Origin of the sequence: Citrobacter sp. Cpo091 (assembly GCF_030332645.1) — a bacterium.
Classification (GTDB): domain Bacteria; phylum Pseudomonadota; class Gammaproteobacteria; order Enterobacterales; family Enterobacteriaceae; genus Citrobacter; species Citrobacter portucalensis.
Genome location: NZ_JAOWHL010000036.1, coordinates 67372 through 85827, shown reverse-complemented (window position 1 = coordinate 85827; position 18456 = coordinate 67372). Strand labels below are relative to the sequence as shown.

Below are 18456 nucleotides of genomic sequence, written 5' to 3'. Positions count from 1 at the left end.
CCGGTAGCGCTGTGCTTACCGGGCCTACAATTCATTAACTTGCACAAAATCATTCAAGTTGCATCGCGGCGGTAAACGAATGTATCCCCAGGAGCGTACAAGTAGTACGTGACTGGGGTGCATGAGTGCAGCCAACAAAGAGGCAGCTTGAAGGATGAAGTGCAATAAGGAACAACGATGCGACAGAAAATAATTATTGCCACAGCGTTTGCCACCCTTGTCTCCACCAGCACTTTCGCTGCCGACCTGCCGGGCAAAGGCATCACCGTACAGCCAATCCAGAGCACTATCTCTGAAGAATCCTTCCAGACGCAGTTAGTCGCCCGTGCGCTGGAGAAACTGGGTTACACCGTTAACAAAACCAGCGAAGTTGACTACAACGTCGGCTATACCTCCATTGCCTCTGGTGATGCAACTTTTACCGCCGTGAACTGGCAGCCGCTTCATGATGATATGTACGCCGCTGCGGGCGGAGACAAAAAGTTTTATCGCGAGGGGGTATTCGTTACGGGTGCCGCACAGGGTTATCTGATCGACAAGAAAACCGCTGAGCAGTATAAAATCACCAATATCGCCCAGTTAAAAGATCCGAAGATCGCCAAAATCTTTGACACCAACGGTGACGGAAAAGCCGATATGATGGGCTGTTCACCGGGCTGGGGCTGTGAAGCAGTAATCAACCACCAGAACAAAGCTTTCGATCTGGAAAAAACCGTCGAGGTCAGCCACGGTAACTATGCGGCGATGATGGCCGACACCATTACCCGCTTCAAAGAAGGTAAACCCATTCTTTACTACACCTGGACACCGTACTGGGTGAGCGACGTAATGAAACCTGGTAAAGATGTGGTCTGGCTGCAGGTGCCGTTCTCTTCCCTGCCAGGTGAGCAGAAAGATATTGATACCAAACTGCCAAACGGCGCCAACTACGGCTTCCCGGTGAACACTATGCATATTGTCGCCAATAAAGCCTGGGCGGAGAAAAACCCGGCTGCGGCGAAACTGTTTGCCATCATGAAGCTGCCGCTGGCGGATATCAACGCGCAGAACGCAATGATGCACGACGGGAAAGCGTCTGAAGCCGACGTACAGGGTCACGTTGACGGCTGGATCAAAGCCCACCAGCAGCAGTTTGACGGCTGGGTGAACGAAGCGCTGGCCGCGCAGAAATAACCCACTCGCAGGCCTGATGAGTGTAGCGCCACCAGGCCAGTAACCGCATAAATGCCGGATGGTGGCGCGATGCGCCTAATCCGGCCTATCCTCCCTCCCCCAATCGCACAATCCATCACTCAACAAATCAGCAACATTTAATCACTTCCGTTATGATTGTTTTCTGCAACCCATTACTCAGTTGAAAACAATGACGAAAACTACTCAGGGACTTAGCCCTTCGCTGATCCTGTTAATGTCTATTGCCACCGGCCTCGCCGTCGCCAGTAACTATTATGCGCAGCCGCTGCTCGACACCATCGCGCGCAACTTTTCGCTATCTGCCAGTACCGCAGGGTTTATCGTCACCGCGGCCCAACTCGGCTACGCTGCCGGCCTGCTATTCTTAGTGCCGCTCGGCGATATGTTTGAACGTCGGATGCTGATTGTCTCCATGACGTTGCTCGCTGCTGGCGGCATGCTGATCACCGCCAGCAGCCAGTCGCTGGGTATGCTGATTCTCGGCACCGCTCTGACCGGACTGTTCTCGGTAGTGGCACAGATTTTGGTTCCGCTGGCGGCAACGCTTGCCACACCGGACAAGCGCGGGAAGGTTGTCGGCACGATTATGAGCGGCCTGCTGCTGGGTATTCTGCTGGCGCGCACCGTGGCGGGATTACTGGCGAATCTTGGCGGCTGGCGCACCGTATTTTGGGTCGCATCAGTATTAATGGCGCTGATGGCGGTTGCGCTGTGGCGCGGCCTGCCGAAGATGAAATCCGATACTCATCTTAACTATCCTCAGCTGTTAGGCTCGGTATTCAGCCTGTTTATTCACGATAAATTGCTGCGTACCCGCGCGATGCTGGGCTGCCTGACTTTTGCCAATTTCAGTATCCTGTGGACCTCGATGGCGTTTTTGCTCGCCGCGCCGCCGTTTAACTATTCGGAAGGAATGATTGGTCTGTTCGGTCTGGCGGGTGCCGCAGGGGCGTTAGGCGCACGTCCTGCGGGCGGTTTTGCCGATAAAGGTAAATCCCACCTGACCACAACCATGGGGCTGCTATTACTGCTGCTCTCCTGGCTTGCTATTTGGTTTGGGCACGCTTCAGTCCCCATGCTGATTATCGGTATTCTGGTGTTGGACCTTACCGTTCAGGGAGTACACATCACCAACCAGACGGTTATCTATCGCATTCATCCGGATGCGCGTAATCGCCTGACCGCCGGATACATGACCAGCTATTTTATTGGCGGAGCGGCAGGTTCGCTAATTTCAGCCTCCGCCTGGCAGCATGCTGGTTGGGCTGGCGTTTGTCTGGCGGGTACGACCGTTGCCGTACTCAACCTGGTGGTCTGGTGGCGAGGTTTTCACCGTCAGGAAGCCGTAAATTAAGCGTATAGTGCATGTTTACCGCTGATTGGGCTCCACAGGGTGTTAAGGAGCCCATCAGTCTGCTAAGGTTATAACTCATTGAGCCAAGTTATATTAATTTCGGTAATGAAACCTATAACCCTATGGAAAGCCCTGTACCCCAGTCTGAATCCTGTTCGGCAACGTTAACGGAAGGATTCAAAGACAGCCTGCCAATAGTCATCAGCTATATTCCGGTCGCTTTTGCATTTGGTCTCAATGCCACTCGCCTTGGCTTTACGCCGGTTGAAAGCGTCTTTTTCTCCTGCATTATCTATGCGGGAGCCAGCCAGTTTGTCATTACCACCATGCTCGCTGCGGGCAGTTCGCTGTGGGTCGCCGCCCTTACCGTCATGGCCATGGATGTCCGCCATGTTTTGTACGGCCCTTCCCTGCGCAGCCGAATAGCCCAGCGACTGAGTAAACCCAAAAGTGCACTGTGGGCTTTTGGCCTTACCGATGAAGTCTTTGCCGCCGCAACGGCAAAACTGGTCCGGGATAATCGGCGCTGGAGTGAAAACTGGATGATCGGCATCGCACTGTGCTCCTGGGCCTCCTGGGTGTTTGGTACGGTGATCGGCGCGTTTTCCGGCAGTGGTTTACTCAAGGATTACCCGGCGGTTGAAGCGGCACTGGGATTCATGCTCCCGGCGCTGTTTATGAGCTTCCTGCTCGCGTCATTCCAACGTAAACAAGCGCTCTGCGTGACTGCCTCCCTGGCCGGGGCGCTGGCTGGCGTCATGCTGTTTTCCATACCTGCCGCTATCCTTGCAGGTATTGTCTGCGGATGCCTGACGGCGCTCATCCAGTCATTTTGGCAGGGAGGTCCTGATGAGCTATGAGGTTCTGCTACTTGGCCTGTTGGTCGGCTGCGTTAATTACTGTTTTCGCTATTTGCCACTCCGTCTTGGGGTAGGCAATGTTCGCCCGACGAAGCGCGGCGCGACGGGCATACTACTCGACACTATTGGCATTGCATCTATTTGCGCCCTGCTGGTGGTGTCTACCGCACCAGAAGTTATGCACGACGCTCGTCGGTTCGTGCCTACGCTGGTGGGGTTTGTCATACTGGGCGCAAGCTTCTATAAGACCCGCAGCATCATCATTCCAACGTTACTGAGTGCTCTGGGCTATGGATTAGCCTGGAAAATGCTTGTTGGCTTATAGATAAAAACAATCATTTTAAAGAAATAATACATTTACTTTATTTGTCACTGTCGTTACTATATCGGCTGAAATTAATGAGGTTATACCCAAATGGATAGTTCGTTTACGCCCATTGAACAAATGCTAAAATTTCGCGCCAGCCGCTACGAAGAGTTCCCTTATCAGGAAGTGCTTCTGACTCGCCTCTGTATGCACATGCAGGGCAAGTTGCTGGAAAACCGCAATAAGATGCTGAAAGCTCAAGGGATTAACGAGACATTGTTTATGGCGTTGATTACGCTGGAGTCTCAGGAAAACCACAGTATTCAGCCTTCTGAACTGAGTTGCGCGCTTGGCTCGTCACGCACTAACGCTACCCGCATTGCGGATGAGTTAGAAAAACGTGGCTGGATCGAACGTCGTGAAAGCGATAACGATCGCCGCTGTCTGCATCTGCAATTGACCGAGAAAGGCCATGCTTTTTTGCAAGAGGTGTTACCGCCTCAGCATAACTGCCTGCATCAGCTCTGGTCGTCTCTTAGCACCACCGAAAAAGATCAGCTTGAGCAAATTACCCGTAAACTTCTGACCCGTCTTGATCAGATGGAGCAGGATGGCGCGGTGTTAGAAGCGCTGCGCTAACGCGCTGACTCGCTCAGAAATCCAGATTTATAAATGAAAAAACCGACAGGCCAGCACGCATACTGCTGGCCTGTCTGATAAACAGGTCGGCTCAGCCGATGTGAAAAAAATAAGATCGTGGAGAACAACATGAGCGCAAATGCGGAGACTCAAACCCCGCAGCAACCGGTCAAGAAGAATGGCAAACGTAAAAGTATGCTACTCCTTCTGACCTTGCTCTTTATTATCATTGCCGTGGCATATGGGATTTATTGGTTTTTAGTACTTCGTCATGTCGAAGAGACAGACGATGCGTACGTGGCAGGGAACCAGGTTCAAATCATGGCTCAGGTATCAGGCAGCGTGACGAAAGTCTGGGCTGATAACACTGACTTTGTAAAACAAGGCGATGTGCTGGTCACCCTCGACCAGACAGACGCAAAGCAGGCATTTGAAAAAGCCAAAACTGCGCTGGCTTCCAGCGTGCGTCAGACGCACCAGTTGATGATCAACAGCAAGCAGTTACAGGCAAGCATTGAAGTGCAGAAAACCGCACTGGCGCAGGCACAAAGCGACTTTAATCGCCGAGTCCCGCTGGGCAATGCCAACCTGATTGGCCGTGAAGAGCTGCAACACGCTCGTGATGCCGTCGCCAGCGCTCAGGCCCAGCTTGATGTCGCGATCCAACAATATAATGCTAACCAGGCGATGATTCTGGGTAGCAAGCTGGAAGATCAACCCGCTGTGCAACAGGCTGCCACCGAAGTGCGCAATGCCTGGCTGGCGCTGGAACGTACCAGAATTGTCAGCCCAATGACCGGTTATGTATCCCGTCGCGCCGTACAGCCTGGTGCACAAATTAGCCCAACCACGCCGCTGATGGCGGTTGTTCCGGCCACTAACCTGTGGGTAGATGCCAACTTCAAAGAAACACAGCTTGCGCACATGCGTATCGGCCAACCGGCGACCGTTATCAGCGATATTTACGGCGATGACGTAAAATATACCGGTAAAGTTGTCGGTCTCGATATGGGTACGGGCAGCGCCTTCTCCCTGCTGCCAGCGCAGAACGCAACCGGCAACTGGATCAAAGTCGTCCAGCGTCTGCCGGTACGTATCGAACTGGATGCGCAGCAACTGGCACAGCATCCATTACGTATTGGTTTGTCTACGCTGGTTACGGTAGATACCTCAAATCGTGACGGACAAATTCTGGCAAGCCAGGTTCGTACCACGCCGGTATCAGAAAGTAATGCACGTGAAATCAACCTTGCTCCGGTCAATAAGATGATCGAAGAGATCGTGCGGGCCAACGCGGGCTAATTCAAAGGTGCGTGTGATGCAACAGCAAAAACCGCTGGAAGGCGCGCAGCTCGTCATTATGACGATCGCGCTGTCCCTGGCGACATTCATGCAGGTGCTGGACTCCACCATTGCTAACGTGGCGATCCCCACTATCGCCGGGAACCTCGGCTCTTCACTGAGCCAGGGAACCTGGGTGATCACCTCATTCGGGGTGGCGAACGCTATCTCTATTCCGATCACCGGCTGGCTGGCAAAACGCTTTGGCGAAGTAAGACTCTTTATGTGGTCAACTATCGCCTTCGTCATTGCGTCATGGGCATGCGGGATGTCCACCAGCCTGAACATGCTGATTTTCTTCCGCGTAATCCAGGGTATTGTCGCCGGTCCATTAATTCCGCTGTCACAGAGCCTGTTGCTGAATAACTATCCACCCGCTAAGCGTTCCATCGCCCTCGCGCTATGGTCGATGACGGTGATTGTTGCCCCGATATGTGGTCCTATTCTTGGGGGCTATATCAGCGACAACTATCACTGGGGCTGGATATTTTTTATCAACGTGCCAATCGGGGCTGTGGTGGTATTGATGACACTGCAAACCCTGCGCGGTCGGGAAACCAAAACCGAGCAGCGGCGCATTGACGCCATTGGTCTGGCACTGCTGGTCATCGGTATCGGCAGTTTGCAGATTATGCTCGACCGCGGCAAAGAGCTGGACTGGTTCGCCTCGCAGGAGATTATCATCCTGACGGTGGTCGCCGTTGTCGCTATCAGCTTCCTGATCGTCTGGGAGCTTACCGACGAGCACCCCATTGTCGATCTCTCGCTGTTTAAGTCGCGCAACTTTACCATCGGCTGTCTGTGTATCAGTCTGGCCTATATGCTCTACTTCGGCGCAATCGTACTGCTGCCGCAGCTGTTGCAGGAGGTATACGGCTATACGGCAACCTGGGCTGGTCTGGCGTCAGCGCCGGTTGGGGTGATTCCGGTGATCCTGTCTCCGATTATCGGCCGCTTCGCGCATAAGCTGGATATGCGTCGGCTGGTAACGTTCAGTTTTATTATGTACGCCGTCTGTTTCTACTGGCGTGCGTGGACGTTCGAGCCGGGTATGGACTTTGGCGCATCGGCCTGGCCGCAGTTTATTCAGGGGTTCGCGGTAGCCTGCTTCTTTATGCCGCTAACCACTATTACGCTGTCCGGCTTGCCGCCCGAGCGTCTGGCGGCGGCATCCAGCTTGTCGAACTTTACGCGAACGCTGGCAGGTTCCATTGGCACATCGATTACGACGACAATGTGGACAAACCGCGAGTCGCTGCATCATGCGCAGCTAACGGAATCTGTTAACCCCTACAACCCAAATGCACAGGCTATGTACGATAAGCTGCAGGATTTAGGGATGACGCACCAGCAGGCTTCAGGTTGGATAGCTCAGCAGATCACCAATCAGGGGCTGATTATTTCCGCTAACGAAATCTTCTGGATGTCGGCGGGGATCTTCCTGGTCCTGCTTGGCCTGGTGTGGTTCGCCAAACCGCCCTTCGGTGCGGGCGGCGGCGGCGGTGGCGCACACTAACTATCTGATAAAAGGGATCTGCGGATCCCTTTTTTATTAGACCTACAATCAGAAGTAATATTTGAATCTCAGACGCCCGCCGTAACGCGCATCTTCGCTGTTATCACCATTATTCGGATTGGCCTCTACCCATGAAGCATAGGCACCGAGGTAGATGTTAAAGTTTTTCATATCCATCACATTGGGGAATAAATATGAGGCATGAATAGTGTGAATGTCATAATTGCCGGGATCGGTGATCCAGCAATCGTCCTCACAAACGGCATCGATATTGGTAGCATTGAAGGCTTCGATTTTGTTATGCGCATAGATATAACCCAGTTCAAATCGATGCCACAACGCATTCACCCCAGCGGTAAAATCTGTCTCATCGGTCGCATCCATATAGGCGGTATTCAGGTTAATCACTGCGCCATCTTCCGGGTCCGTTTTTTGACCATTCCAGGTCATGGTAAAACCATAGCCCGTACGATCTGACTGATCGATCCACGTCCCATTTTGGTAATAACCGTAGGCGTTGTTAACGACGTTACTTTCCATCGCTATCGCCGTTGAAAAACGCCCATTTTGCCAGGCGATAACCGGACGGACGTAAGCCACGTTTTTATCGTTGGTTAAATCCATTCCGTGGTACTGCTTCTCGGTATATAACGTACTGCCATTTTCCAGCAATGTGTTAACTTCGAAATACCAGTTGTCGATGGTTTTGCTCAGCAGGAAGTTACCCCCGCTGTCGCTACGTCCCCGTCCTTCTTTCATCATATAGATATAGCCGTAACCGTCACTGTAGAGATCGTTCGCTGTATTCCCCGAATATTCAACAAACGTATCCTGATTCAGCGGGAACATATCGTAGGCTTCAAAACGACCAACCTTAATTTTCCAGTCATTCTCATGACCAAAGAAGAAAACGGCATCATCGAGGTTCATTTTTCCGGTCAGGTCCGCCAGAGGCTGTACCGAGAACCCTGCAAAATTACCGTTGTCCCGCCGCTGGTAGCCATCAAAGCCCAGCAACAGGCGTCCGTTAATATCCCAGCGTTCATTGGTTCCTGGTGCCCAATCTTTATTCGCTGACGTTCTCGTCGATGTCAGGCTACCGGAACGGCTTGCCGCATCCATATTAAATTCGACATCGCCATAGAACTTAATATCGCTGAAGCCAGATAATGTCAGCTTAGGCGGAGTTTCACCTGCTGCAATCGGCTCGGCAGACTGGACATTCACCGTCGGCGTAGCGGCGACCTGCTGCTGCTTCAGCGAGCGAATTTGCGCCTCAGCATCGGATGCCCGTTTTTCGGCATTAACAACACGTTGCTCCAGTTCAGCCAGACGCTGCTCAATAGTGATATTATTTGCTGCCCAAAGGTTATGAGAAAAGCAAGCACCGATCATCAGCGCCAAATATTTAGCCTTCATTTTCATCCCTAAAGTTTAATGTATACCAGATAAGATTTGATAAAAACCCTATCTACCGGCTATTAAAAGAGTCTTGTTATTACCCGGATATCTGGCGCATTCCATTATGTTTTTCTATTAATCATTTATGTTTTTTAGTTTATGTGATCAATACACTCTGGCATCGTTAATTATCCACCGCTTTCTGCTTGCCAGATCACATTTTATTATTTAACAGGTCAGGCATCATTTAAATTAAAATATATTCTCGCCGCAAATACAATAAACACACATTATATTAAGCAATAAAAAACCCCGGACATAAACCGGGGTTAATTTAAATACTGGAACAGCTAATCAATAAGACTAAATATGCAGTTCCTGCAGTTTCTCTTTCGGTAGCGCCAGCTCTTCATTGCTGTTCACGCGTACATCACGCTCCAGAATATGACGCGCGATATCCTGTGCTTCGCTAAGAGAGTGCATCTGATACGTACCGCACTGGTAAACGTTCAGCTCCGGGATCTGGTTCTGATCCTGTACTTTCAGCACGTCCGCCATTGCCGCTTTCCACGCGTCGGCTACGCGCTGTTCGTCCGGCGTACCAATCAGGCTCATGTAGAAGCCGGTACGGCATCCCATCGGAGAGATATCGATAATCTCAACGCCGTTACCGTTAAGGTGGTTACGCATAAAACCTGCAAACAGGTGTTCCAGCGTATGGATACCTTTCTCAGGCATCACTTCTTTGTTCGGAATGCAGAAACGCAGATCAAACACGGTGATTGCGTCGCCATGCGGGGTGTTCATCGTTTTTGCAACCCGGACCGCGGGAGCTTCCATCCGGGTGTGATCGACAGTAAAACTATCTAACAACGGCATTTAGCCACCTCCGATAAATTTTTTAAAAATAATCTGAACTCTTTGTTCCGGGGCGAGTCTGAGTATATGAAAGACGCGCATTTGTTATCATCATCCCTGTTTTCAGAGATGAAATTTTGGCCACTCCCGGGTGGCCTTTTTCTTTTGTATCAAGCGTGCTTTTCCAGCCACACGCTAAACGGCTCAGTATCAGCCGCTTCGATCTCCTGCTGACGACGCTTTGAAGCCTCGGTTTCAGCAATAAATTCAGCTTCCTGCACTATTTCTAACGACTCTTCACGCAGCAGATTTCGGTAAGCCTCACCCAGCGCTTTGCCCGTGCCGCCAATGCCTTCATCAATCATAGACCGTAGGATCCGGGCAGAGAAAGTCAGTTCAGGATTGTCAAAACAGGCAACCAGTTCATCACAGACCTTCTGATACTCCTCTCCCCCATCGATGCTGTCCAGCGTTTGTGCCACGCGTTTCAGATCGCGGAACAAATCTTTCCCAACCTTCGGCAGCGGGAACTGGGCTGTTTCACAGCCAATACCTAACGTCAGCCCAGGCTTACGCCCTTCGAGAATCACGCGATTCCAGTTTTTACGCGTACACAGCAATTCATCGCTGCTCATTTCCGGGGCATCAGCCAGCGCACACCAGACCATAAACAGATCGAGGAAGCGCACCTGCTGCTCGTCCACGCCGATAGGCGAGAACGGGTTGATATCCAGCGAGCGTACTTCGATGTACTCGATACCGCCACGCAGAAGCGCATCTGATGGCGTTTCTCCACGACGAGTGACGCGTTTCGGGCGAATAGGCGCATACAGCTCATTTTCAATCTGCAGAACGTTGCTGTTGATTTGCAGACGCTTACCGTCTTTCTCCAGACCGATCGCCGCGTACTCCTCGGAAGGCGTCTTAATCGCGCGCTTTAATCCTGCCACATACTCATGCAAATCGTTAAACGTAATTCCGAGATTGCTTTGCGACTTATTGGTATAGCCCAAATCACTCAGACGCAGCGACGTTGCGTACGGCAGGTAATACATCCCACAGTCGGTTTTTTCAAACGGCAGAGTTGTTGGTTTTCCTTGCAGGAATGAGGAACAAATGGCCGGGGAGGCACCAAACAAATACGGGATCACCCAACCAAAACGGTAGTAGTTGCGGATCAGACGGAAGTAGCCCGCGGAGATTTTCTCTTTTGCATCCTCACCTTCGGTTACACCGCATTTCGCCTGCCAGAAAGCCATAGGCAGCGAGAAATTGTAGTGTACGCCCGAGATTGTCTGCATCAACGCGCCATAACGGTTTTTGAGGCCTTCACGGTACAGCGTCTTCAGGCGACCGGTATTCGACGTACCATACTGTGCCAGTTCGATATCCTGACCTTCGGCAATATAGCAAGGCATGCTCAACGGCCACATACGCTCGTCGCCAAGGTTTCTGGCGGTATAACGATGTAAGTCGCGCATGAACGTGAGCATTTTCTCAATGTCGTCACCGGGAGGAGTAATGAACTCCAGCAATGCTTCGGCAAAGTCAGTGGTTATCCACTTATGCGTTAGCGCTGAGCCTAACACCTCAGGATGGCCTGTCGTTGCTAATGACCCATCTGCATTAACACGCAGCGTTTCGCGCTCCAGACCACGTTGAATCCCCTTTAACGCCTGAGGATGGTTTTCCAGCCAGGCCAGCGCCTGTGATACGTCCGGGATCAAATTGACCTCCCGCCTGTCAAAATCGTTTTAATTAGCATAATGGTATTGGTTACCCTGAAGGCTATCCCACAACACAATTAGTGCCACCACATAATGCCTTGTGTCGTAACCGCTGCGACAACAACATAGCGCAGCGCCTTGCCAAGGCATAAGAAAAAGAGAACTGGGCCCCACGAGATGCGCATCCACCCGGCTAACAGGCACAGCAAATCCCCCACAACCGGCATCCAGCTTAATAATAGTGTGACAGCGCCATAGCGCCGCAGCCAGCCTGTGGCTTTTTCTTGCCAGCGCGATGTTTTACGCAATGGAAAGAAACGCCCAAGGATAACGTTAGTTAACCCTCCAAGGCTATTACCCATTGTTGCTGTTAAGACTAAGACCCAGGGATGACTGACCCCGGAAACCAACAAAGCAACCAGAACAACTTCAGAATTGCCGGGTAATAGCGTGGCACTGAGAAAACTGCTGGCAAACAGTGACAGGAGCGACAGTCCATCACTCACAATAACCGGACATCCACGGCATCCATTCCCGCGGCATGCGCCGCCTGTATTCCAAAATCGGCATCTTCAAACACGACGCAACGAGCCGGAACAACCCCCATACGTTCGGCACAAAGCAAAAACGTATCAGGAGCCGGTTTATGGTGTTGTACGTGATCGGCTGCGACTACAGCATCAAAATAGCGACGCAGACCAAGGTGAGCGAGCAGCGCTTCTGCAATTGCGCTTTCACTACCCGTACCTACCGACATAGGACGACGACCATGCCAGGCTTTCACGACATCAACCAACGGCAAAGGCTGGACGCTATCCAGCAGCATGCTTCTCACCTTGTCAGTTTTTTCACGTGCCAGTGCATGAGGATCAAGATCGGCATGGTTTAATTCAATTACCGATTGCGCAATACGCCACGTTGGGGAACCATTGAGAGCGACCATGGCATGTTCATCAAACCGTAGTCCATAATGCCCCAATACCTCATGCCACGCCTTACGATGCGTAGGCTCGGTATCCAGGATGGTACCATCCATATCAAAAATCAAACCCGCATAACGTTCGTACATCGTCTTCTCACAAGCCGAGTGACCAGACGTTATTTTATCGTAATTGATTGATTTTGTCGCTGACAGCGAATTGAGGGGTGTTCAGAGAGTATGTGGAAATGATTTAGAGGGAGGGAGAAGATGGTGCATCCGGGAGGATTCGAACCTCCGACCGCTCGGTTCGTAGCCGAGTACTCTATCCAGCTGAGCTACGGATGCATCGGGAATTGCTGATTACTACTGATACTGCGAAGAAGATGGTGCATCCGGGAGGATTACTCGGCTGCGCCTCGCCCTGCGGGCCATTGCTGAAGCAACGTTATCCTCCCTGGTGCTCGCGATTATCTCGCAGACCATGAAACAACAGTTTTGCTGTTATCTCGGAGAATATGGTGCATCCGGGAGGATTCGAACCTCCGACCGCTCGGTTCGTAGCCGAGTACTCTATCCAGCTGAGCTACGGATGCATCGGAAAACTTGCTTTACTGCCGATATTGATATCGTGATAAGCGATACCAAGTAAGAGATGGTGCATCCGGGAGGATTACTCGGCTGCGCCTCGCCCTGCGGGCCGTTGCTAAAGCAACGTTATCCTCCCTGGTGCTCGCGATTATCTCGCAGACCATGAAACAACAGTTTGCTGTTGCCTCGGAGAAGATGGTGCATCCGGGAGGATTCGAACCTCCGACCGCTCGGTTCGTAGCCGAGTACTCTATCCAGCTGAGCTACGGATGCATCAGGGAAACTTACTTTACTGCAGATTTGATGTCGCTGCTAAAGCGCTATCAAGTAATATGGTGCATCCGGGAGGATTCGAACCTCCGACCGCTCGGTTCGTAGCCGAGTACTCTATCCAGCTGAGCTACGGATGCAAATGGCGGTGAGGCGGGGATTCGAACCCCGGATGCAGCTTTTGACCGCATACTCCCTTAGCAGGGGAGCGCCTTCAGCCTCTCGGCCACCTCACCAACACGCCTCTTGCGAGTGCTTCGAAGAACTTGTTTCTGCTCATCGTCGCTGCGTGGCGCACATATTACTTTCTGGGACTTATAAGTCAAACAATTTTTCCAGAGCTTTTATCGTTTGCACATTTCACGCGCAATTAGTCTGCAAAAACGGCAAAAAGAGTGTTTTATCAACAGATAAATTGGCAATTTCCTGAAGGAGTGAACAAACGGAAACTTCGCAGGAAAAGGCATTACGCGCAGTGGAATCGAAAAAATGGGGAAGACGAAGAAGAAAAGAGAAGAAAAAGAGTAACTCAATCAGGTTGCGCCTCACCAGAAAGGTGAGACGCGAAAACCTTAGTAACTGGACTGCTGGGATTTTTCAGCCTGGATACGCTGGTAGATCTCTTCACGATGGACAGAAACTTCTTTCGGGGCGTTTACGCCAATGCGCACCTGGTTGCCCTTCACCCCTAAAACTGTCACGGTGACCTCATCGCCTATCATGAGGGTCTCACCAACTCGACGAGTCAGAATCAGCATTCTTTGCTCCTTGAAAGATTAAAAGAGTCGGGTCTCTCTGTATCCCGGCATTATCCATCATATAACGCCAAAAAGTAAGCGATGACAAACACCTAAGTGTAAGCAGTCACGGCATCACATTCTGTTAAACCTAAGTTTAGCCGATATACACAACTTCAACCTGACTTTATCGTTGTCGATAGCGTTGATTCAAACGCTGCGGATTGAAGTCCGCAGCGTCGACTTACGCTTATAATTATTACAGTTTTGCGCTGACCCAGCCTTTCACACTGGCTAACGCTGCAGGCAGAGCCGCTGCATCCGTACCACCGGCTTGCGCCATGTCCGGACGACCGCCACCCTTACCGCCGACCTGCTGAGCGACCATTCCAACCAGTTCCCCTGCTTTCACGCGATCTGTCACGTCCTTAGACACACCCGCAATCAGAGAAACCTTACCTTCCACTACCGTTGCCAGAACGATAACGGTAGACCCCAGTTGATTTTTCAGATCATCAACCATGGTACGCAACATTTTCGGCTCAACGTCCGCGAGTTCGCTGACCAGCAGCTTCACGCCGTTGATATCAACCGCTTTGCTGGAAAGATTTGCACTCTCCTGCGCCGCAGCCTGTTCCTTCAATTGCTGCAATTCTTTTTCCAGTTGACGAGTACGCTCCAGCACGGAACGAACTTTGTCACCGATATTCTGGCTATCGCCTTTCAGCAACTGCGCAACATCGCTTAAGCGATCGCTCTCAGCATGCACGGTTTGGATAGCACCTTCACCGGTTACGGCTTCAATACGACGAACGCCTGCCGCAGTACCTGACTCGGACACAATGCGGAACAGACCGATATCACCCGTACGGCTGGCGTGAGTACCGCCACACAGTTCGGTAGAGAAATCACCCATGCTCAGAACGCGCACATGGTCGTCATATTTCTCGCCAAACAGTGCCATTGCGCCTTTGGCTTTTGCCGCTTCGAGATCCATGATGTTCGTTTCAATCGGCAAGTTGCGACGGATTTGCGCGTTCACCAGATCTTCAACGGCACGGATTTCAGCAGGCTTCATTGCTTCGGTATGAGAGAAGTCGAAGCGCAGCAGTTTATCGTTAACCAACGAGCCTTTCTGTGCCACATGTGTGCCCAGAACCTGGCGCAGCGCTGCGTGCATCAGGTGCGTTGCGGAGTGGTTCAAACGAATACGCGCACGACGGGCTTCATCCACATCAGCCTGTACCGCATCACCAATTTTCAGAGAACCCGCAGACAGCTTGCCAATGTGACCAATGGCCTGGCCATATTTCTGCGTGTCGCTAACGGCAAACGCGAAGCCTGCGCCTTTCAGTTCACCCTTGTCGCCAACCTGACCACCAGATTCCGCATAGAACGGCGTCTGATCCAGTACGACAACGGCATCCTGACCTGCGTTAATTGCGTCTGCCGCTTTACCATCAACAAACAGCGCGGTCACTTTGCCGTTCAGTTCCAGGTGCTCGTAGCCTTTAAATTCAGAGGCGCCATCAACGCGAATCATTGCATTGTAGTCTGCGCCAAAACCGCTGGCTTCACGCGCACGACGGCGCTGTTCTTCCATTGCAGCTTCAAAGCCCGCTTCATCAACCTTAATGTTACGCTCGCGGCAAACGTCTGCCGTCAGGTCAACCGGGAAACCGTAGGTGTCATACAGACGGAATGCGGTTTCGCCATCCAGCGTATCGCCAGACAGTTTTGCCAGTTCTTCGTCCAGCAGCGCCAGACCACGCTCCAGAGTACGCGCAAACTGCTCTTCTTCGGTTTTCAGAACCTGTTCAACCATAGCCTGCTGACGCTTCAGTTCTTCACCTGCAGAGCCCATGACGTCCACCAACGGACCAACCAGCTTGTAGAAGAAGGTATCCTTCGCGCCCAGCATGTTGCCATGACGTACCGCGCGACGAATGATACGGCGCAACACATAGCCACGGTTTTCATTCGACGGCACAACGCCATCGGCAATCAGGAATGCACAGGAACGGATATGGTCGGCGATAACGCGCAGAGACTTGTTGCTCAGATCGGTTGCGCCAGTGACTTTCGCCACGGATTCGATCAGTGAGCGGAACAGGTCGATTTCATAGTTGGAGTTAACGTGTTGCAGCACGGCCGCAATACGCTCCAGACCCATACCGGTATCCACGGACGGTTTCGGCAGCGGTTCCATGGTGCCGTCAGCCTGACGGTTGAACTGCATGAAGACGATGTTCCAGATCTCAATGTAGCGATCCCCATCTTCTTCTGCGCTTCCCGGAGGTCCACCCCAGATATGGTCGCCGTGGTCGTAGAAAATTTCGGTACATGGACCGCAAGGACCGGTATCACCCATCTGCCAGAAGTTGTCTGAAGCATAAGCCGCACCTTTGTTATCACCGATACGGATGATACGTTCGCGCGGAATACCGACTTCTTTTTCCCAGATTTCATAGGCTTCATCGTCAGTTTCATAGACGGTTACCCACAGACGCTCTTTTGGCAGGGCAAACCAGTTTTCACCGGTCAGCAGTTCCCATGCATATTGAATAGCGTCGTGTTTGAAGTAATCGCCGAAGCTGAAGTTGCCCAGCATTTCGAAGAAAGTGTGGTGACGTGCAGTGTAACCGACGTTTTCCAGGTCATTGTGCTTACCGCCCGCACGTACACAACGCTGCGAGGTGGTTGCGCGGGAATAATTACGCTTGTCGAGGCCAAGGAAAACATCCTTGAACTGGTTCATCCCGGCGTTGGTAAACAACAAAGTAGGGTCATTGTTCGGTACCAGGGAGCTGCTGGCAACTACCTGGTGTCCTTTACTATGGAAAAAATCGAGAAACGCCTGACGGATCTCAGCGGTGCTCTTGCTCATAATTATCCTGAAGAAATCAAGCTAACGAAATGTCATTACCAGCATCGGCATGCAAACTGCGCCTCTGGCAATCGAAAAGTGGGAATAAGATAAGTTTTCTTTACTGGGAAGTAAAATCCCGTATGCGGTCAATCGTCAAAATTTCGCCATATTGCCTGAATATCTTCCATCAGATAGCCGCGATAGAGCAAAAAACGCTGGACCTTTACTTTATCTGAAAAATCGACAGGTAAAGGTTCACCGTACTTCCGAATGGCCTGCTCGCGTGTAAGCACTGCCCAGTCAATTTCGCACTCACGCATGGCCCGCTCGATAGCTTCACGTGCGATCCCTTTTTGGTTTAATTCCTGGCGCACTCGGGCTGGTCCATAACCTTTGCGGCTACGGCTGGCGATAAACTGCTGCACGAAACGATCATCATCCAGATAACGACTTTCAATACACCAGGCGATGACCTTGTCGTAATCCTCCGGCGTGGCATCAATTTCTTCTGGTCCATTTTTCCCCATCACCGGAGCGGCCAGCTTGCGCCGCAGTTCCTGCTCGCTGTGGTCGCGCATCGCCAGAATGCGTACGGCGCGGTCAAGCAGTCGGGAATAAGCGGAACGGCGGGAAGTTGCTTCTGTCATAGTAAGCCTTCAGAAATGAAAAAGGGCTGCATGATATGCAGCCCTTTACTATATGTGATTCACAACATGCGATTCAAAACAGATTATCAGAAATCTTCGTTCGTTTCTTTTACGTCTTCGCCGCTGTCATCAACGGAGAAATCAGGCGTTGAATCCTGGTTATTGAGCAGTAACTCACGTAATTTCTTCTCAATTTCTTTCGCAGTTGCCGGGTTTTCTTTCAGCCAGTTGGTCGCATTTGCTTTACCCTGACCGATTTTCTCACCGTTGTAGCTGTACCATGCACCGGCTTTTTCAATCAGCTTCTCTTTCACGCCCAGGTCAACCAGTTCGCCGTAGAAGTTGATGCCTTCACCGTAAAGGATCTGGAATTCAGCCTGTTTGAACGGTGCTGCAATTTTGTTTTTCACAACCTTAACGCGGGTTTCGCTGCCGACCACATTGTCGCCTTCTTTCACCGCGCCAATACGACGGATATCCAGACGAACAGACGCATAGAATTTCAGGGCGTTACCACCGGTGGTGGTTTCCGGGTTACCAAACATAACGCCAATCTTCATACGGATCTGGTTGATGAAAATCAGCAGCGTGTTGGACTGCTTCAGGTTACCGGCCAGCTTACGCATCGCCTGGCTCATCATACGCGCCGCAAGGCCCATGTGAGAGTCGCCAATCTCGCCTTCGATTTCTGCCTTCGGCGTCAATGCGGCAACGGAGTCGACAACGATAACGTCAACCGCACCGGAGCGCGCCAGCGCATCACAGATTTCCAGCGCTTGTTCACCGGTATCCGGCTGAGAACACAGCAGGTTGTCGATATCAACGCCAAGCTTACGTGCATAGACCGGATCCAGCGCGTGTTCCGCATCGATAAATGCACAGGTTTTACCTTCACGCTGTGCAGCGGCAATAACCTGCAGGGTCAGCGTTGTTTTACCGGAGGATTCAGGCCCGTAGATTTCGACGATACGGCCCATTGGCAAACCGCCCGCGCCCAATGCGATATCCAGAGAAAGCGAACCGGTGGAGATAGTTTCCACATCCATGGAACGGTCTTCACCCAGGCGCATGATGGAGCCTTTACCGAATTGCTTTTCGATCTGACCCAGCGCTGCAGCCAACGCTTTCTGTTTGTTTTCGTCGATAGCCATTAATTACTCCTGTCATGCCGCTTTCGGGTTAAACCGCGAAACGTGATAGATAATGTTCTGTTGAGGCAATTATAC

General features: G+C 51.6%; 16 protein-coding genes and 5 tRNA genes. 7 read left to right on the top strand and 14 right to left on the bottom strand.

What is annotated here, in order from left to right; all coding sequences use genetic code 11:
- Window positions 1-177 precede the first annotated feature (177 nt).
- The 7 genes from proX (at window position 178) to emrB (ending at window position 7211) form a co-directional block, all read left to right on the top strand.
- A complete protein-coding gene (gene proX, locus OGY04_RS14445; RefSeq protein ID WP_043017315.1) occupies window positions 178-1173 on the top strand; it encodes a glycine betaine/L-proline ABC transporter substrate-binding protein ProX in 996 nt (331 codons plus the stop codon).
- A 190-nt stretch (window positions 1174-1363) separates the two neighbouring features.
- Window positions 1364-2548 (top strand): MFS transporter, encoded by a 1185-nt coding sequence (locus OGY04_RS14440; RefSeq protein WP_128612135.1) that lies wholly within the window; start codon window positions 1364-1366, stop codon window positions 2546-2548.
- Window positions 2549-2670: 122 nt separating this feature from the next.
- Window positions 2671-3408: an AzlC family ABC transporter permease gene (locus OGY04_RS14435; protein WP_003825971.1), complete on the top strand. Its 738-nt coding sequence runs from the start codon at window positions 2671-2673 to the stop codon at window positions 3406-3408.
- Complete coding sequence (ygaH, locus tag OGY04_RS14430; protein WP_003825969.1) at window positions 3398-3733, top strand: L-valine transporter subunit YgaH; 336 nt, start codon at window positions 3398-3400, stop codon at window positions 3731-3733. Before OGY04_RS14435 ends, ygaH begins: the two co-directional genes overlap by 11 nt.
- A gap of 90 nt (window positions 3734-3823) precedes the next feature.
- A complete protein-coding gene (emrR, locus tag OGY04_RS14425; RefSeq protein ID WP_003037300.1) occupies window positions 3824-4354 on the top strand; it encodes a multidrug efflux transporter EmrAB transcriptional repressor EmrR in 531 nt (176 codons plus the stop codon).
- Between the two features lie 129 nt (window positions 4355-4483).
- Window positions 4484-5656, top strand: coding sequence for a multidrug efflux MFS transporter periplasmic adaptor subunit EmrA (gene emrA / locus OGY04_RS14420; RefSeq protein ID WP_003825968.1), 1173 nt, complete (start codon window positions 4484-4486; stop codon window positions 5654-5656).
- Window positions 5657-5672: 16 nt separating this feature from the next.
- A complete protein-coding gene (gene emrB / locus OGY04_RS14415; protein ID WP_003825966.1) occupies window positions 5673-7211 on the top strand; it encodes a multidrug efflux MFS transporter permease subunit EmrB in 1539 nt (512 codons plus the stop codon).
- Window positions 7212-7259: 48 nt separating this feature from the next.
- Here emrB and OGY04_RS14410 read toward each other — a convergent pair whose 3' ends face one another.
- The 14 genes from OGY04_RS14410 to recA form a co-directional block, all read right to left on the bottom strand.
- Window positions 7260-8630: a carbohydrate porin gene (locus tag OGY04_RS14410; RefSeq protein WP_208743805.1), complete on the bottom strand. Its 1371-nt coding sequence runs from the start codon at window positions 8628-8630 to the stop codon at window positions 7260-7262.
- A gap of 345 nt (window positions 8631-8975) precedes the next feature.
- Window positions 8976-9491, bottom strand: coding sequence for an S-ribosylhomocysteine lyase (gene luxS, locus OGY04_RS14405; protein ID WP_003037312.1), 516 nt, complete (start codon window positions 9489-9491; stop codon window positions 8976-8978).
- Between the two features lie 149 nt (window positions 9492-9640).
- Window positions 9641-11197 (bottom strand): glutamate--cysteine ligase, encoded by a 1557-nt coding sequence (gshA, locus tag OGY04_RS14400; RefSeq protein ID WP_286585443.1) that lies wholly within the window; start codon window positions 11195-11197, stop codon window positions 9641-9643.
- Between the two features lie 77 nt (window positions 11198-11274).
- Window positions 11275-11703 carry a YqaA family protein gene (locus OGY04_RS14395; RefSeq protein ID WP_003825961.1) on the bottom strand — a complete coding sequence of 143 codons (429 nt, stop codon included), beginning with the start codon at window positions 11701-11703 and terminating at the stop codon, window positions 11275-11277.
- Window positions 11700-12266 (bottom strand): fructose-1-phosphate/6-phosphogluconate phosphatase, encoded by a 567-nt coding sequence (gene yqaB / locus OGY04_RS14390; RefSeq protein ID WP_003825960.1) that lies wholly within the window; start codon window positions 12264-12266, stop codon window positions 11700-11702. Before yqaB ends, OGY04_RS14395 begins: the two co-directional genes overlap by 4 nt.
- 121 nt (window positions 12267-12387) lie before the next feature.
- Window positions 12388-12464, bottom strand: a tRNA-Arg gene (locus OGY04_RS14385).
- A gap of 171 nt (window positions 12465-12635) precedes the next feature.
- A tRNA-Arg gene (locus OGY04_RS14380) sits at window positions 12636-12712 on the bottom strand.
- Between the two features lie 191 nt (window positions 12713-12903).
- Window positions 12904-12980 (bottom strand) — tRNA-Arg (locus OGY04_RS14375).
- 60 nt (window positions 12981-13040) lie between these two features.
- A tRNA-Arg gene (locus OGY04_RS14370) sits at window positions 13041-13117 on the bottom strand.
- Window positions 13118-13120: 3 nt separating this feature from the next.
- Window positions 13121-13213 (bottom strand) — tRNA-Ser (locus OGY04_RS14365).
- Between the two features lie 336 nt (window positions 13214-13549).
- A complete protein-coding gene (gene csrA / locus OGY04_RS14360) occupies window positions 13550-13735 on the bottom strand; it encodes a carbon storage regulator CsrA (protein ID WP_000906486.1) in 186 nt (61 codons plus the stop codon).
- A gap of 238 nt (window positions 13736-13973) precedes the next feature.
- A complete protein-coding gene (gene alaS / locus OGY04_RS14355) occupies window positions 13974-16601 on the bottom strand; it encodes an alanine--tRNA ligase (RefSeq protein ID WP_286585442.1) in 2628 nt (875 codons plus the stop codon).
- Window positions 16602-16729: 128 nt separating this feature from the next.
- A complete protein-coding gene (gene recX, locus OGY04_RS14350; RefSeq protein ID WP_191215476.1) occupies window positions 16730-17230 on the bottom strand; it encodes a recombination regulator RecX in 501 nt (166 codons plus the stop codon).
- A gap of 86 nt (window positions 17231-17316) precedes the next feature.
- Window positions 17317-18381: a recombinase RecA gene (gene recA / locus OGY04_RS14345; RefSeq protein ID WP_003037330.1), complete on the bottom strand. Its 1065-nt coding sequence runs from the start codon at window positions 18379-18381 to the stop codon at window positions 17317-17319.
- Window positions 18382-18456: the final 75 nt, after the last annotated feature.

Bases quoted from the DNA above. Each gene is read 5' to 3' on its own strand.
- proX (WP_043017315.1), top strand. From the start codon at position 178: ATGCGACAGAAAATAATTATTGCCACAGCGTTTGCCACCCTTGTCTCC.
- OGY04_RS14440 (WP_128612135.1), top strand. From the start codon at position 1,364: ATGACGAAAACTACTCAGGGACTTAGCCCTTCGCTGATCCTGTTAATG.
- OGY04_RS14435 (WP_003825971.1), top strand. From the start codon at position 2,671: ATGGAAAGCCCTGTACCCCAGTCTGAATCCTGTTCGGCAACGTTAACG.
- ygaH (WP_003825969.1), top strand. From the start codon at position 3,398: ATGAGCTATGAGGTTCTGCTACTTGGCCTGTTGGTCGGCTGCGTTAAT.
- emrR (WP_003037300.1), top strand. From the start codon at position 3,824: ATGGATAGTTCGTTTACGCCCATTGAACAAATGCTAAAATTTCGCGCC.
- emrA (WP_003825968.1), top strand. From the start codon at position 4,484: ATGAGCGCAAATGCGGAGACTCAAACCCCGCAGCAACCGGTCAAGAAG.
- emrB (WP_003825966.1), top strand. From the start codon at position 5,673: ATGCAACAGCAAAAACCGCTGGAAGGCGCGCAGCTCGTCATTATGACG.
- OGY04_RS14410 (WP_208743805.1), bottom strand. From the start codon at position 8,630: ATGAAGGCTAAATATTTGGCGCTGATGATCGGTGCTTGCTTTTCTCAT.
- luxS (WP_003037312.1), bottom strand. From the start codon at position 9,491: ATGCCGTTGTTAGATAGTTTTACTGTCGATCACACCCGGATGGAAGCT.
- yqaB (WP_003825960.1), bottom strand. From the start codon at position 12,266: ATGTACGAACGTTATGCGGGTTTGATTTTTGATATGGATGGTACCATC.
- csrA (WP_000906486.1), bottom strand. From the start codon at position 13,735: ATGCTGATTCTGACTCGTCGAGTTGGTGAGACCCTCATGATAGGCGAT.
- alaS (WP_286585442.1), bottom strand. From the start codon at position 16,601: ATGAGCAAGAGCACCGCTGAGATCCGTCAGGCGTTTCTCGATTTTTTC.
- recX (WP_191215476.1), bottom strand. From the start codon at position 17,230: ATGACAGAAGCAACTTCCCGCCGTTCCGCTTATTCCCGACTGCTTGAC.
- recA (WP_003037330.1), bottom strand. From the start codon at position 18,381: ATGGCTATCGACGAAAACAAACAGAAAGCGTTGGCTGCAGCGCTGGGT.